The sequence below is a fragment of the Acinetobacter sp. RRD8 genome (assembly GCF_031844225.1).
GTDB lineage: Bacteria > Pseudomonadota > Gammaproteobacteria > Pseudomonadales > Moraxellaceae > Acinetobacter.
The window spans coordinates 131,221-145,799 of the sequence record NZ_JAUZUU010000002.1 but is presented as its reverse complement, the minus strand read 5'-3'; the positions used below and the strand labels follow the sequence as shown (position 1 = coordinate 145,799).

Below are 14,579 nucleotides of genomic sequence, written 5' to 3'. Positions count from 1 at the left end.
TGTATAGTCATGCCCGACCCAGGATTTTGTGCAGTGATGCAGATACTGAAAGTTGCAGTATCTTTGGAGTGTGTTTTGAGTTCAGATCGTCGTATTGCGTCTTTAACCCCATGTGCAGGGCGTTGTTCGACCGTATTTGGTGATGCGGTATGTCGTGGTTGCCGCCGTTTTAATCATGAAGTGATTCACTGGAATACGTATAGTGCCGAGCAGCATCGAGCTGTGTGGCAACGCCTGGATGCACAGCTGGATCAGATTCTGGTGCCGCTGTTACCGCATGCCGATCTTGTCAAAGTGCAGGCCTTTGTGCTGTCGAAACGGGTGCGTTTGCGTGATGATGCTTCTAAAGGGCGCAAGCTGTATCATGCTTTAAAGCTCTGTGAAAAAAATCGGCATTTTACCGACGATAGTGGTTTAGGCATCCATTATAAGCAGGTGCGTCCGCTCTGGGACGAGTTTGAGCGCCGGATCTTGGCCTTGGCTACCGCCAGTTATGATCTGGCTTTTCTGCGGGCAGATGGCATCAGTCAGCATCTGATTCAGATGGAAGAAGAGGACGAGTAGGTCCTCTTTTTTTATGCTGACTATATTAGACAAGGAGGAATGGGGTGAATATTACCGAATATCTGCTGTATTGTCTGGCCGTAGTAATCATGATCGCGACGCCCGGACCAGTAATGTTACTGGTCGCTAGTGCTGGGCTCAAAGGCGGCTATAAGCATGCCTTGCAGACTATTTTCGGGACTAACTTTGCCTCACTGGTTCTGATTGGTTTATCCATTCTCAGTCTAAAAGGTCTTCTGGTTGTTAACGAAAATTGGCTGAATGGCATTAAGCTACTTGGCTGTTTGTATATTGCCTGGCTGGGAATTCAGATTTTCAGGGAAGTCTGGCAAGGGCAGGGATCAACTGGACCACAAAACCTGCAGCCCGTACAGGGTGGCTTTCGTACCGGTTTTCTGGTAGGTATTTCTAATCCCAAGGATATTATTTTCTTTGCCGCCTTTTTTCCGCAATTTATAGGCATTAGCCCAAACCTCGATTTAAGCTTGGTGATTCTGACAATTAGCTGGATTGTTCTGGATTTTCTCACCCTGTCACTGGTGTATCTGGGTTTTCAGCGATTATCTCGGTCTCAGCTTTATCCGCATTTACTTGGGCTATGTGGCTTGATCTTGTTAATGGTTGCACTGTATGGGATTTATTCCATCTTCAGTTAATTCAATCAATATATACGACACAAAAAATCCCGGACCAAATGCCGGGATTTTCTTTTTAAATAGACTTATATATTGTGTTGCTGGCGGTACTGTACCAGTTCATCAATGGTAATTAGGCTCAGTTGATGCGTCTGTGCATACGAGAGAACTTGAATACCAGAAGCCATGCTGCCATCCGGATTAGTCAGTTCACACAACACGCCGGCAGGTTTTAAACCAGCCAGACGCGCAAGGTCAATAGTACCTTCAGTATGACCACGCCGGGTTAAGACACCACCTTCACGGGCGCGTAATGGGAATACATGACCAGGACGATTCAGATCACTGGCAACTGCGCCGTCTTTAATCGCTGTTTTAATTGTAGTCGTGCGGTCTTTGGCAGAAACACCGGTTGTTACACCCTCTACTGCTTCAATACTTACAGTAAAGGCAGTTTTAAACTGGCTAGAGTTATCTTGTACCATTGGTGGTAACTCTAAATGGTTTGCCAGCTCATCAGTCAGACATAAGCAAACGATGCCGGAACCATCACGAATCATACGCGCCATGGTTTCTATAGTTAAAGTTTCAGCTGCCACAATCAGATCGGCTTCATTTTCACGGTCAAAATCATCCATGACCAAGACAGGTTTGCCTTGGCGGAGATCTTCGAGTGCCTGAAGGATACGTTGTTCAGCAGGGGCTAAAGCAGAAAAGAAAATTTCGGGTTGAATCAAACTTGACATTGAAATGCTCACCTAAACTAAAAATATGATTGAACATTTCAGGACTGAGTGAAAATAGGCTTATAGCAAAAACAGGTGTATGCACGGCATACAGCCTTGGTGCTGCTTTCGTCTTCTTTCATCCGGACTATACCGTCGGCTCTGGATTTGCACCAGATCTGCAGATCAATCGAAATTGACCGCTCGTGGGCTAATTCAAGCCTAATTATAAAAAGCTGAAATTACCACCGGTGGGGAATCACACCCCGCCCTGAAGCGATGTAAGAACATTATAGTCCTGATTTTAAAAAGATGGGATGGTTGAAATGGAAAGTAATTTGCAGAATTTTAGATAAACAAAACAGATAATCTGAATTACCCAGGTTTTTAGCAAAATACTGGAAACATGCTATGGTGTGAGGAAGATTAGAAATCCTTCAATCATTCTAACAATGCATAAAACTGAGCTGATCCGAAATAATCAATTTTCGCCCTTGCTGTTCTGCAATGTAGAAGTACTACGTTATTTAAAAATCTTGGGCTTGGCACTCATCACGGTCAGTTTGCTGTATTTAATGGCAGCGAACTGGTGGATGCTGCCGGATCCGGTTCAGCTGGCAATCCCGATGCTGATTTTACTCTGTAGTGCAACAGCAAGTATTTACTTCGACCAGCAGGAATGGGTGAGACAGAGTCTGGATACAGTATCTGGTCTCATGCTGGGTTTAAGTCTGGCAATGATTGGGCAGATTTATCAAACTGGCGCAGATAGTTATCTGTTATTTTTGCTCTGGTCAGCCTTGCTCTTACCATGGCTCTATCGCTCCAATATTGGCATTTTTGTCATGCTTTGCGTAGTGAGCCAGCTGACGTTGTATCTGTATTTTAAACAGAGCTTCTGGATGGGAAGAGCAGAAGGGTTGTATTTGCTCGGTCTAAATTTGCTGACAGCACTTAGCTTTGCGTATGCCATGCGCTATTACGCGCTGCTACGTTTTCTGTTTATCGCATTTGTGATCGTGATTTCGATCAGCAGCATGATGCAGTTTATTCATCACTCTAAGCTGATCTATTTAGCTTCTTCAGTTGTTTTACCGACAGGTGCCGCATTTTATTTTTATAGGAAACATCAGGCGCTAGAAGTCATTCTTCTCATTGCAGGTTTGGCTGCCAGTGTGAGCTTATGGGTATTTGAACTGGTTGAAAATCAACTGACCAATTCAGCTACTGGACTATTTGTGCTAGCTGTGCTGATTTTTGGCTGGTTTGCCTTAATTAGTTTTGCTTTAAATAGAATTTTTCCACAAACCAAATTTTCTGTGATTCCTCTGGCACTCGGTGCCTGGATTTCGGGGATTATTCTTGCAGTCCTGTTACTGACTTACTGGGAAGCATTTTCGATTTTAATGGGGATCATTTTTATAGGCATCGCCTGGAAACTGCTGGGTCAGCAGGCTTCAGTTTTTATGCACCAGTTTGCCTATTGCTTGTGGATCTGTGGTCAGGCAGCAGTTTTAATTCATACAGAACTGCTGACCGACAGTATAGTTGTAGTCTGGCTGCTGCAATTATTAATGCTGGGGCTTACTACCATCAAACGGATGCACTGGTCTATTTTGACCCTACAGCTGCTGATGACGCATGCATTAGCAATCGTGGTTCTGGTCTTAGAGAATTCTTTTAAACATGATGACATGGTGATCAGTATCATACTCAGCTTGAACTATGTCATTTTCATCGGAATATTCCTAACAGCGCGTTATTGGCAATCTTCGCATTATCAGAAAAGTATCTTTCTCTGGATGATTGCCATGCTGACAGGTTCAGCGGTGGTTCAGGCGGTGACCGGATTAGAGCACTGGCACAGCATTGGACAGATCAGCTTTGACCAAGTCCTGTTATTTTATATTCTTCCGAGCTTATTGTTGTTCAGTTTTATTTGGCAAAACTGGCAACAATTTTCTGAAAAATGGCTCTGGTTAATTCCGGTTCTGGGTTTATTACTGATCCTGCTGGGCTATTTTGAAATTTTTATCATTATGCTGCTCATGGCCTGGGCTGTAGTCTATCAGCAACGACTGATGCAAGCTCTGTCGATTTTATTGCTGATCTTCTGGTTATGGATGCTGTATTACAATCTGGGGCTGAGTTTCCTGGTAAAGAGCCTAACGATTTTCATCTCAGGTCTTATGGTTTGGTGCATGGTCTATGGCTTAAAGCAGGTAAGGATTAGACCTGGTCAGGAGGAAACTGCATGAAAAAGTTTCTTCCTCTGATTCTGGCCGGATTCAGTATTCTGCTCTTTGTGGGATTGATCCTGAAACATGAACATCATTTAGTGAACAGCCAGTCCATTTTCGTCGAGCTTGCTCCGTTCGATCCGCGCTCAATCTTGCAAGGCGATTATATGGTACTGAATTATGAGCTGCATTTCGAGGGTGATGCTGAAGCGGATCGTGGAGAAGAGGGTAGTTTAGCGGATAAGAAAATTGCAGCCTTAGAAAAGCATATTCAGGATCAGACACATCTTCTAAGCTATGTACAGCTAGATGATCAGCATCGTGTGATTCAAACTAGCATGGATGAAAATCTTTTAAAAACTCATCAGGGAACTTCCGCGCGTTTGCTTCTAAAAAATCCTTCCAATCGATTAGCCAATTTATATCCGGCAGCGAGTAGCTTTCTGTTTGCAGAAGGATTGGAGCCGTGCTATCGCAACGCAAAATATGCCGAGATTAAAGTTAAAGATAATGGACAGGCTTTATTGGCGAATCTGGTGGATCAGAATCTGCGAGCTTTAAATTGCGAAAGCCAAAAAGACTGGGTACAAGGCGGTTAATTAAGATCTATTTTTAGAAGTATTTTTCAATAAAAAAGCCCGCATATTGCGGGCTTTTTAAAATCTTGGACTTAAGCTACTTGCACAGGAATACAGTTCGCTGTGTGGCTGACTGTATTGTTTGGGTTAGCATAAACTAAGCGAGGCTGATGGGCATTCGCTTCAGCTTCAGTGAAATCGCCAAAGGTTGCAATAATCACGATATCGCCTACATCGGCCTGATGCGCAGCGCCACCATTGACTGAGATGATGCCTGAATTGTCTTCGCCACGAATTGCATAAGTTGCAAAACGTTTACCATTGGTCACGTTCCACACATGAATTTCTTCGTATTCACGAATGCCAGCCAAATCCATCAAAACGCCATCAATTGCACATGAACCTTCATAGTGTAGTTCTGCATGTGTAACGTGAGCGCGGTGAATTTTGCATTTTAATAAACGAGATAGCATGGCTAGCGTCCCCTGAGTTGACCTAAGAGTTTGATCATTTGGTTAAATCAATCTTGCTTGCTGTATGGTGAACAATCGAGCAAACGCATTTTGCGCTTAAATAAACTTTCTGGCAAGCGGAATTGTCCAGCAATTTTTGAATGTTTAGTTCGGCTTATATGCGTTGATTTGATTCATGGCTTGCTGTACTTCACCGTTCACCAGCATTTTTGTGCGGGCGAGGGCATGGGAAATCGCATCATCCATTAAGTTCTGTTCGCTGCTAGGTGCTTTACTGAGCACATGACCGGAAACACGGTCTTTGGCACCAGGATGACCAATTCCAATACGCAGGCGATGGAAGTTTGAACCAATATGCGGAACGATATCGCGTAGACCATTATGACCACCGTGACCACCGCCAGTTTTCAGGCGAATGACACCAGGATTCATGTCCAGTTCATCATGGGCAATCAGGATCGATTCAGGTGCGATATTGTAAAATTTGGCGAAAGGAACAACACTTTTACCGGAAAGGTTCATAAAGGTTGTCGGTAGAAGAAGACGGACGTCTTGACCTTCGATATTGCCACGACCGCTAAATCCATTGAATTTCGGGTCTTTTTTGAGGACAATGCCATATTGGTCTGCAAGGCGTTCTACGAACCAGAAGCCTGCATTATGGCGGGTTTGGGCATACTCAGAACCTGGGTTACCCAAACCAACAATCAGTGAAATATTTGACACTAATTACACCATTAACACTTATGCGCGTTTGAAGTCAGCGTGCATTGGTGTGTTTTTAGCTGGGTGACGTTGTAACGCTTGGATTTTCACGCTTTCAACTTTACCGTCTACATCAATTTCGATAACTTCTTCAAAGAATGAATTGTTTTCTAAGAATTTAACAAGCTGACGAAGCTCAACAGTAATTGCTACAGGAGCAGCTTCACCACCGTAGATGATTGCAGGAACTTTAGCTTGAAGACGAAGGCGGCGGCTCGCACCTTTCCCTTGAACTGCTTCTTCACGTGCTGCTGCGTTTAATACGAAGTTTGCCATGATAGACATCCTATTTAAGTTAAATGAACCAGACTTGCGACCAGTCTGGTGAGTAAAAGCCCTACCAAATGGCAGGGCTTTGAAAATTCAGCGCTCTATTATAGATAAGAATCAAACATTGCGCTAATAGATTCTTCGTTGTTAATACGACGAATCGTTTCGGCAACCATGCTGGCTACTGAAACCTGGCGAATCTTGCCCAGTGCTAAAGCTTCATCAGAAAGAGGAATGGTATCAGTCACAACCAGTTCATCAATCACAGAATTCTTTAAGTTTTCAATCGCTTTACCAGAAAGTACTGGATGCGTTGCATACGCAACAACCTTGCGAGCACCGAAAGTTTTCAATGCATCAGCAGCTTTGCATAACGTACCAGCAGTATCTACCATGTCATCAACAATGACACAATCACGATCTTTTACATCGCCAATCAAATGCATCACTTGTGATTCATTCGCTTTTTGACGACGCTTATCGATGATTGCAAGATCGATATCGCCCATTTGTTTCGCAACAGCACGTGCACGCACTACACCACCTACGTCAGGTGAAACCACCATCAGGTTGTGATGCGACTGTTGACGCAAGTCAGCAAGTAGCGCTGGTGTACCGTAGATGTTGTCTACAGGGATATCGAAGAAGCCTTGGATCTGGTCAGCATGCAAGTCGATCATCACCACACGGTCAACGCCTACAGTAGTGAGCATGTCTGCTACAACTTTTGCAGTGATTGGAACACGTGCTGAACGTGGACGACGGTCTTGACGAGCATAACCAAAATAAGGAATCACGGCAGTAATACGACCCGCACTTGCACGACGCAAAGCATCAGCCATCACCAAGATTTCCATCAGGTTATCATTAGTTGGGGCACAAGTAGGTTGTACGATAAATACGTCTTTACCACGAACGTTCTCAGTAATCTCGACAGCAATTTCACCGTCAGAGAACTGACCTACAGAGGCAGCGCCTAGAGGAATATGTAAGTGACTTACGACTTTTTGAGCGAATTGTGGATGCGCAGATCCACTAAAAACGACAAGATTGGGCATGAAGCACCCTTGGCGGTTGGGATATATGGGAATAGATGGCAGGGGTAGCTGGATTCGAACCAACGGATGCCGAGATCAAAACCCGGTGCCTTACCACTTGGCGATACCCCTAATGCGGCAGAACTTTAATATTTTTGCGGTAAAGTGTCAAGGTAAATTAACAGTCTTACAGCAAATGAGTGTTCTGTCTTTTTTCGAGAAAATGGCAGGGGCGGCTGGATTCGAACCAACGGATGCCGAGATCAAAACCCGGTGCCTTACCACTTGGCGACGCCCCTAATTTGATGACTGTAAGATGGCAGGGGTAGCTGGATTCGAACCAACGGATGCCGAGATCAAAACCCGGTGCCTTACCACTTGGCGATACCCCTAATACAGTACATCTACAGGTGAAAATGGCAGGGGTAGCTGGATTCGAACCAACGGATGCCGAGATCAAAACCCGGTGCCTTACCACTTGGCGATACCCCTATCTACACTTTAAACTGAACTAAAGGTGATTCTTGTAAACTGTTGACCAGGTAAGCTTTACATGGTGCATTTGCAAGAATATCTTCGATATTCAGATTTTCAGTGACTTCAATAAACACACAAGCACCTGTACCTGTAAGCTTAGCTTTTCCGAACTGGTCGAGATATTGCATTGCTTCATCTACTTCAGGATATAAGCTTCTTGCCAGCGGCTCAAAGTTATTTCCAAAATCAGATGGCGTTTCCTGATAGGCGCAAAATTTAGAGCTCTTCGTGTCTCTTGTCAATGCTTTTTGCGAAAAAAGCAGTTGAGTGCTGATAAAACAATCAGGTTTTAACACAATGAATTTTTTTTGATCTAAGTCTATGAATGTTAAGTGTTCACCAATGCCTTCAGCCCAGGCATTTTTACCATGCACAAATATCGGGACATCTGCCCCTAGTTTAACTCCGAGATCTGCCAGTTGCTCAATATTTAAACCGCACTGCCAGAGCTGGTTGATCACAATCAGGGTCGTCGCTGCATTGGAAGACCCTCCACCCAGACCTGCACCCATCGGAATGTTTTTTTCCAGACGGATCTTTAGCCCGCAAGGCGTTTTGGCATAAGGCTTCAACAACTGGATCGCCCGATAGATTAAATTCTGTTGCAGATCGACTGAGGCCAGGCCTTCTATCTGAATCGCATCATCAGCGCTTTGTTCAAAATCCAGCCAGTCATACAGATCAATCAGCTGAAAAATGCTTTGCAGCTCGTGATAGCCATTTTCACGGCGACCGGTAATATGTAAGAACAAATTCAGTTTAGCAGGCGAGGGAACACGAATCATCATGGGCTAACATCAGGTCAATTAACGGTTTTCAATGATCATTGTAATACGGTTTTCCGCACCACTTTCAAGTGACTGCTTTAAAATCAAGCGGTTTGGCATTTTGGCCTGCGCATTGTAATTGAGATCGACCGTCCAGCCCTGTTCAATAATCTGGCTAATCCGCTGTGTATCATCTTTTTGCAATTTGGCAGTCGTTGTCGCAGGGCGGGCCTGTACCCAGTCCACTAAATAGCTGATTGGTGCTTGCCAGCCTGTGGCGCGTTGCAGTAATTCTTCGGCACTTGCCGCCTGAATCACACCTGTTTTAGCACTGTTTAATGTGACTTGGCCGGGCGTGCCGGAAATCTGGGTTTTGCCCACACCTAAAATGCCACTCAGCTCAATATCAAATTCTTCTTGCTGTTGTACCCAGGTAAAGAATGCGCTGCCAGTCTGTTGAGGGGTGCGAACGCCAATTTTACCTTGCAGCTGAAATTGATTCTCCACCTGTACAGACGGAGTAGTAGGCGTTTGTGGCTTGATCATCTGCTGACAGCCAGTTAAAAATAAAGCAGTGGCTGCAAAGGCACAGCAGCCCAATTGGCTTAAATTGCGCATAAATTAATTAACTCGTTTTGGTTTGTGGTGCTAACAATAGCGAATTAAGTTGTTTCAATTCTGGGTCATTTGGATGGTTTTGTTGTAATTGTTGTAACACTTGGTGGAAGTGTTGTAGATCACCTTTCATGTACAAGGAACGGGCATAACGTACCCCAATCTTCACATTCGGATTCAATTGATAGGCTTTGTATAACACATCCGCAGCTGTGGTGAAGTCATTCTGTAAATAACAGATATAACCATAGGTATCCAGAATCGATGCCTGTTCTGGTGCATATTCTAGTGCCTGTTCGACATAGCGGCGTGCTTCTTCGAGGCGACGGTTTTGCATCGCCAGGGTATAGGCATAGGCATTCAGATAGGTCGGACTGTTCGGTTCAATTTTAAGTAAAGTGCTGAGTAGTTCATCCAGCTTGACGCGATCCTGATGGGGATCCAGCAACAGAACTTGCGAATAGACCAGTTCAGGGTCATCCGGCAGGTTTTTGCTGGCTTCTTCCAACAGGCGAATCGCAGCTTTTTTATTCTGCATGCGCGTCAAAATATCCGCCTGAGCTAGATAGAGGAAGCTGGCATGTTGTGGATAATTCACCCTTTCCTGGGTTAAGAAACGCAGCGCATCATGCAGCTTATCCTGCTGGGCGAAAATCGAGATCATGTTGCGACGTGAGACGGTGTAAAGACTGCCATCGACCAGACGATAATAAGCTTTCGCCGTTTCATAATGCTGTTTGCGTTCTGCATTCACCGCCAAGTAATAATAGGCTTCGTTTTGATATTGCGCAGAATAACGCAGTTCGACCAGATATTTTTCGGCTTTCTCGTATTCTTCCAGGTCAATACTGGTCAGTCCGGCAATAAACAGGGCTTCTTCAGCAGTCGGCCATTTTTTTAGAATGTCTTGCAGTTTTTTCAGAGCCAAAGTCGCTTCGTTCAGCTTGACCAGATATTTGACTTCGGCCAGACGTACATCCAGATTATTACGGTGTTTACGGCTGGATTTTTCATACCATTGCAGTGTCGCCTGAGTATCGCCGAGTGCATTGAGCAGATTGGCCTTCATCAGGATATAGCCGGTCGCATTCGGACGTTTTTTTAAGGCGCGGTTAACTGTATTTAAAGCCTGTTCAAGCTGACCATTTTGTGCTTCCAGACCGGCCACTAGCACCAGAATAGATGGATTGTCCTTGGCTTTAGTGGTGCTTAAGGCCTGAATCAGATAAGTACGATCCTCTGTGCCTTCCGGTGAAATTCCGGCGAGAATTTCTTCCAGATCGGCACTGTCATCAATTTGCAGGATTTTTTCTAAGGTCTCAGCAGCCAGCTCATATTCATGCGCTTTAAGGGCAATATGTGATAAATAAAATAAAGCAGGGACGTCTTGTGGCTCTTGTACCACCCAGTGCGTGGAGATATCTAGTGCTGCCTGTAGGTCATCATGTTCCAGCGCGACATTCAGTGCACGCTGCTTGACTGAAGTGGAATTGCTCTTGATCGCCAGCACCGTATAGTTGTGCAAAGCAGTCGGAATGTCATGTGCAGCGATGGCAAACTCAGCCATCATACTTTGTTTTATCGCATCATAATTTTGATTTGCATGGTAAACTGCTTCCGCTGCATAAAGATGCGCAGTCGAAGCCATGCTACCCACCAGTAGGAATGTGGTAGAATATTGCTTAATGGTAGGGCCGTTGATACGGCTAATTGTTTGACGCAATTTTTTATTGATCCAAGTAATGCTTTTTATGACACCGATGTTGCACAATAGCATAAATTTAGTGAAATGATGACCTGATATGTCTTTCTTTGCATTGGGTGTCAACCATCAAACTGCCTCTGTAGAACTGCGTGAACAAGTGGCGTTTAACCCTGAAAAGTTAAGTGCCATTCTTGCCGAGCAAAGCCAACACCCTGAACTGAACGACATGGTGGTGGTGTCTACATGTAACCGGACCGAAGTTTACGCCATGTCTGACAATGCTGACATGGTGCTGAACTGGCTCGCCCAGAAAAATGGGGTGGATGTCAAACAACTGCAACATCATGTCTATCGTTATGAAAATGCCCAGGCAGTGACGCATCTGATGCGCGTCGCCAGTGGACTGGATTCACTGATGCTGGGTGAACCACAAATTCTGGGACAGGTCAAAACTGCACTTTCTCTGGCCAAAGACTCCCATACGGTGTCGCGCGATCTCAACCGGATTTTTGAATATGCTTTTTATGCCGCTAAACGCGTGCGTTCGGAAACGGCTGTCGGCAGTCATGCGGTCTCGATGGGCTATGCGGTGGCGCAACTGGCCTTGCAAGTATTTAGTCATCCGGACAAGCTGACCATTATGGTGGTAGCAGCCGGGGAGATGAACAGTCTGGTGGCCAAACACCTCGCAGAGATGGGGGTGGGCAAGATTATTATCTGTAACCGTACCCGCGAGCGTGCGGATATTCTGGCACAGGAAATTGCACATCGAGTTGAAGTTGAAATTATAGATTTTGATCAGCTTGCAGAAAATCTGCATCGGGCCGATGTCATTTCCAGTTGTACCGGCAGTTTACATCAGGTGATCCATTTTGCCGATGTGAAGGCTGCACTGAAAAAACGCCGTTACCAGCAGATGCTGTTGGTCGATCTGGCCGTACCGCGTGATATTGATGCCAAAGTAGAAAGCCTGGACGGGGTTTATCTGTATGGGGTCGATGATCTGCAAAGTGTCATTGAGGAAAATCTGGCACAGCGCCGTCAAGCGGCGGTTGAAGCTGAGATCATGGTCAATCAGCTGGCTACAGAACTGATGACCCAGCAGAAGGTCAAACAGGCCGGGGCGACCATTCATGCCTACCGTGACCACGGGGAAACATTACGTCAGGAAGAGCTGGCATTGGCAATGCAGCGTATTGCCAAGGGTGAAAAGGCAGATACTGTACTGGCCGAGTTTTCACATCGTTTGACCCAAAAACTGTTACATCCAACCTCTATTGTGCTGCGTGAAGCAGCCAAAGCAGAAGACCCTGCCTATTTTGAGCTGTTACAGGAAGAACTGGGCAATGTAGTTGCGAAACGTCGTAAATCCAGGCATTCATTTTAATCAGTATGATGAGAGGCTTGGTTCTTTGCTGATTATTACTTCAACATAAAAAACCAGCCTGATTATTTGAGAAAATGATAAATAATACTGAGATCTAGCACCGACTTCCTTTGATTCATAAGAATAAATGATGTGGAAAATCAGTCTTCTAATAGGGTCATCGAGCGTTTGCGGTCAATTTCATAAATCTGCATTTTCAGGTTTTTCATTTCAGCAATGCTGTTAAATTTCTTGGATTTAATCTTGTTTTTTAAACACTGATATTGCAGCTTGGTTGAAAAATCAGCCGCCAATTTGTCGGCCTGTTCTGGTGATGAGGTGTAATCGCTGACATTGGCATGCTGCAGAATATGCTGCAGTTCATGATGATGGGCTGCGCAGGCACCGAGCACATAATAGATCGACAGTTCTGGGTCATCTGGCAAGTCATCAAAAATCACATTCAGAATGTTCAGAATTTTAAACAGCAGCTGATCTTCTGCCACCAGCGCGCGCAGCGGTTCAAAATGAATATACAGATAAGGATGATTCATCAAGATCGCAATCACATATTCTTCAGCATCAATTTTAGTACTAAAGCTTAAAGATGCATCCGTATTGACCTTGGGTTGCCATTTACGGTTAAAGCCCAGTTTTTCACGGAAAAATTGCTGCAGCAGATAACGGAAGGAACCGTGTTTGGGCAGTAACTCGGTCAGATTTTTTAGTTCACCCATAACCTGACTCTTGCCTTCAGGTGTGGTGATGTCCTGATTTTGGGTCAAATGGGCAAACACGAAGTCCGACATCAACGGTGCCTGTTCAAGCAAGCGTCTGAAGTTTTCTATCCCTTCACGACGGATCAATGAATCTGGGTCATGGTCAGCGGGCAAAACAAAGAACTTCAGCTCTCGGCCATCATTCAGCAGGGGCAGGGCAATGTCCAAGGTACGGCGCGCTGCTTTTTGACCGGCAGCGTCTCCGTCAAAGGCAATGGTCAGCCGATTGCTCTGCTTGAACAGAATATTCAGATGATCTGTATTACTGGCTGTACCTAAAGTGGCTACTGCGCCATGAATGCCATATTGCTGAAGCGCAATCACATCCATATAGCCTTCGACCATCAGCCATTCTTGGGCTTTCTGTTTGCGGCCCTCATAGAGGCCATACAGCAACTGGTTTTTATGGAAGACTTCAGAATCTGGCGAGTTGATGTATTTCGGCTTGATCTCGTCATTCAGGGCACGGCCGCCAAAGCCGACCACACGGCCCTTGGTATCACGGATCGGGAAAATGACTCGTTCACGCAGCAGGTCAAAATCACGGCCACTGTCGCTGGTGCGAATCAGACCTAAAAGTTTTAAGCCCTCAATATCCTGAGGAAAGGCTTTTTCCAGATGTTGCCAGTCTTCAGGCGCATAGCCTAAGCGCCAATAGGCAATGGTCTCTGCAGTCAGACCACGCTGCTTGAAGTATTGCTGGGCACTCGGGCTATTTGGGAGTTGGCGCTCATAGAACTGCGCGATATTTTCTAGCAGGTCGTAGAGGTTACCGTCTTGCTGAACTTCCGCCATCGGTAGGTGTTCAAAAGAAGCAAAAGGGTCACCATAAAAATCCTGTTCGACTGTCTGAAACTCTGCAAATGGATCGAAACTCGCCGTAGATGCAGCATTATTATTTTCTGTTGGAGCGTTATTCTGTTGCGGCTGAGTTTGTGGTGCAGTTTGAGCAGGCACGATTTTGGGTTTGGCTGCTTCACGTTTATATTTTAATTTATTGGAATCAGTATTGTCTTTAGGCAGTTCGATGCCCGTCTGGCTGGACAGGTCTTTCATCACTTCGACAAAATTACGGCTGCCAATGTCCATTAAAAAACGGATGGCATTACCGTTGGCCTGACAGCCAAAACAGTGAAAATACTGTTTGTCACGATAGACGTGGAAAGACGGTGATTTTTCCTGATGAAAAGGGCAGCAGCCTGAATAGGTACGGCCTGTTTTTTTCAGTTTTACGAATTGACCAATCACATCGACAATATCGGTGCGATCGAGAATCTGATCAATCGTATGTTGAGGAATGGCCATGGTCTGCTGAGCTTCTCGTGCTGGAATCTAAGGTCTAAATCACTGAAAAAATGAAAATAGTCTAGTTGGACATTGAATATTTCAAGTTCCTTTGTATACCTTTTGCACGTTTTGTTCAAGCCTGGGCAAGACAACGCAAAAGGGCAAGTATGATACCTTGCCCTTGAGGAAAATGCACCTGTAAAGCGCTGTCTTATTTGCTGATGCTGCCGGCCTTC

14 protein-coding genes, 4 tRNA genes and 1 riboswitch are annotated in these 14,579 nt (G+C 45.1%); of the genes, 5 read left to right on the top strand and 13 right to left on the bottom strand.

Annotated features, from left to right (window positions below; all coding sequences use genetic code 11):
- The first annotated feature begins 75 nt into the window (after positions 1-75).
- Positions 76-564 (top strand): DUF1289 domain-containing protein, encoded by a 489-nt coding sequence (locus Q9R24_RS03475; RefSeq protein ID WP_086044935.1) that lies wholly within the window; start codon positions 76-78, stop codon positions 562-564.
- Positions 565-608: 44 nt separating this feature from the next.
- Positions 609-1,220: a LysE family translocator gene (locus tag Q9R24_RS03470; RefSeq protein ID WP_086044566.1), complete on the top strand. Its 612-nt coding sequence runs from the start codon at positions 609-611 to the stop codon at positions 1,218-1,220.
- Positions 1,221-1,285: 65 nt separating this feature from the next.
- On the opposite strand, the gene ribB is transcribed toward Q9R24_RS03470, so the two are convergent.
- A complete protein-coding gene (gene ribB / locus Q9R24_RS03465; RefSeq protein ID WP_044108711.1) occupies positions 1,286-1,945 on the bottom strand; it encodes a 3,4-dihydroxy-2-butanone-4-phosphate synthase in 660 nt (219 codons plus the stop codon).
- 106 nt (positions 1,946-2,051) lie between these two features.
- Positions 2,052-2,206: riboswitch (FMN riboswitch) on the bottom strand.
- Positions 2,207-2,376: 170 nt separating this feature from the next.
- Between ribB and Q9R24_RS03460 the strand changes: the two genes are divergently transcribed.
- Together Q9R24_RS03460 and Q9R24_RS03455 are read left to right on the top strand one after the other, a co-directional pair.
- Positions 2,377-4,182 carry a DUF2157 domain-containing protein gene (locus Q9R24_RS03460; RefSeq protein ID WP_155861549.1) on the top strand — a complete coding sequence of 602 codons (1,806 nt, stop codon included), beginning with the start codon at positions 2,377-2,379 and terminating at the stop codon, positions 4,180-4,182.
- Positions 4,179-4,763: a GDYXXLXY domain-containing protein gene (locus tag Q9R24_RS03455; RefSeq protein ID WP_005106315.1), complete on the top strand. Its 585-nt coding sequence runs from the start codon at positions 4,179-4,181 to the stop codon at positions 4,761-4,763. Before Q9R24_RS03460 ends, Q9R24_RS03455 begins: the two co-directional genes overlap by 4 nt.
- 71 nt (positions 4,764-4,834) lie before the next feature.
- Here Q9R24_RS03455 and panD read toward each other — a convergent pair whose 3' ends face one another.
- The 11 genes from panD to Q9R24_RS03400 form a co-directional block, all read right to left on the bottom strand.
- Positions 4,835-5,215, bottom strand: coding sequence for an aspartate 1-decarboxylase (panD, locus tag Q9R24_RS03450; protein WP_004280606.1), 381 nt, complete (start codon positions 5,213-5,215; stop codon positions 4,835-4,837).
- A 144-nt stretch (positions 5,216-5,359) separates the two neighbouring features.
- Positions 5,360-5,941: an aminoacyl-tRNA hydrolase gene (pth, locus tag Q9R24_RS03445; RefSeq protein WP_086044568.1), complete on the bottom strand. Its 582-nt coding sequence runs from the start codon at positions 5,939-5,941 to the stop codon at positions 5,360-5,362.
- Between the two features lie 18 nt (positions 5,942-5,959).
- Positions 5,960-6,256, bottom strand: coding sequence for a 50S ribosomal protein L25 (gene rplY / locus Q9R24_RS03440; protein WP_004645781.1), 297 nt, complete (start codon positions 6,254-6,256; stop codon positions 5,960-5,962).
- 98 nt (positions 6,257-6,354) lie between these two features.
- Positions 6,355-7,308 (bottom strand): ribose-phosphate pyrophosphokinase, encoded by a 954-nt coding sequence (locus Q9R24_RS03435; RefSeq protein ID WP_004280601.1) that lies wholly within the window; start codon positions 7,306-7,308, stop codon positions 6,355-6,357.
- Positions 7,309-7,344: 36 nt separating this feature from the next.
- Positions 7,345-7,419 (bottom strand) — tRNA-Gln (locus Q9R24_RS03430).
- A gap of 92 nt (positions 7,420-7,511) precedes the next feature.
- Positions 7,512-7,586 (bottom strand) — tRNA-Gln (locus Q9R24_RS03425).
- Between the two features lie 18 nt (positions 7,587-7,604).
- Positions 7,605-7,679: transfer RNA gene (locus tag Q9R24_RS03420), tRNA-Gln, on the bottom strand.
- Positions 7,680-7,704: 25 nt separating this feature from the next.
- Positions 7,705-7,779: transfer RNA gene (locus Q9R24_RS03415), tRNA-Gln, on the bottom strand.
- A 2-nt stretch (positions 7,780-7,781) separates the two neighbouring features.
- Positions 7,782-8,609, bottom strand: a complete 828-nt coding sequence (gene ispE, locus Q9R24_RS03410; protein ID WP_311203776.1) for a 4-(cytidine 5'-diphospho)-2-C-methyl-D-erythritol kinase — start codon at positions 8,607-8,609, stop codon at positions 7,782-7,784.
- Between the two features lie 21 nt (positions 8,610-8,630).
- Positions 8,631-9,209 carry a lipoprotein insertase outer membrane protein LolB gene (gene lolB, locus Q9R24_RS03405; RefSeq protein ID WP_311203730.1) on the bottom strand — a complete coding sequence of 193 codons (579 nt, stop codon included), beginning with the start codon at positions 9,207-9,209 and terminating at the stop codon, positions 8,631-8,633.
- Positions 9,210-9,216: 7 nt separating this feature from the next.
- Positions 9,217-10,929 carry a tetratricopeptide repeat protein gene (locus Q9R24_RS03400; RefSeq protein WP_216071046.1) on the bottom strand — a complete coding sequence of 571 codons (1,713 nt, stop codon included), beginning with the start codon at positions 10,927-10,929 and terminating at the stop codon, positions 9,217-9,219.
- A 79-nt stretch (positions 10,930-11,008) separates the two neighbouring features.
- On the opposite strand from Q9R24_RS03400, the gene hemA reads away from it, so the two are divergent.
- Positions 11,009-12,298 (top strand): glutamyl-tRNA reductase, encoded by a 1,290-nt coding sequence (gene hemA, locus Q9R24_RS03395; protein WP_311203729.1) that lies wholly within the window; start codon positions 11,009-11,011, stop codon positions 12,296-12,298.
- A gap of 140 nt (positions 12,299-12,438) precedes the next feature.
- On the opposite strand, the gene Q9R24_RS03390 is transcribed toward hemA, so the two are convergent.
- A complete protein-coding gene (locus tag Q9R24_RS03390) occupies positions 12,439-14,361 on the bottom strand; it encodes a DNA primase (RefSeq protein WP_311203728.1) in 1,923 nt (640 codons plus the stop codon).
- Positions 14,362-14,579 lie beyond the last annotated feature (218 nt).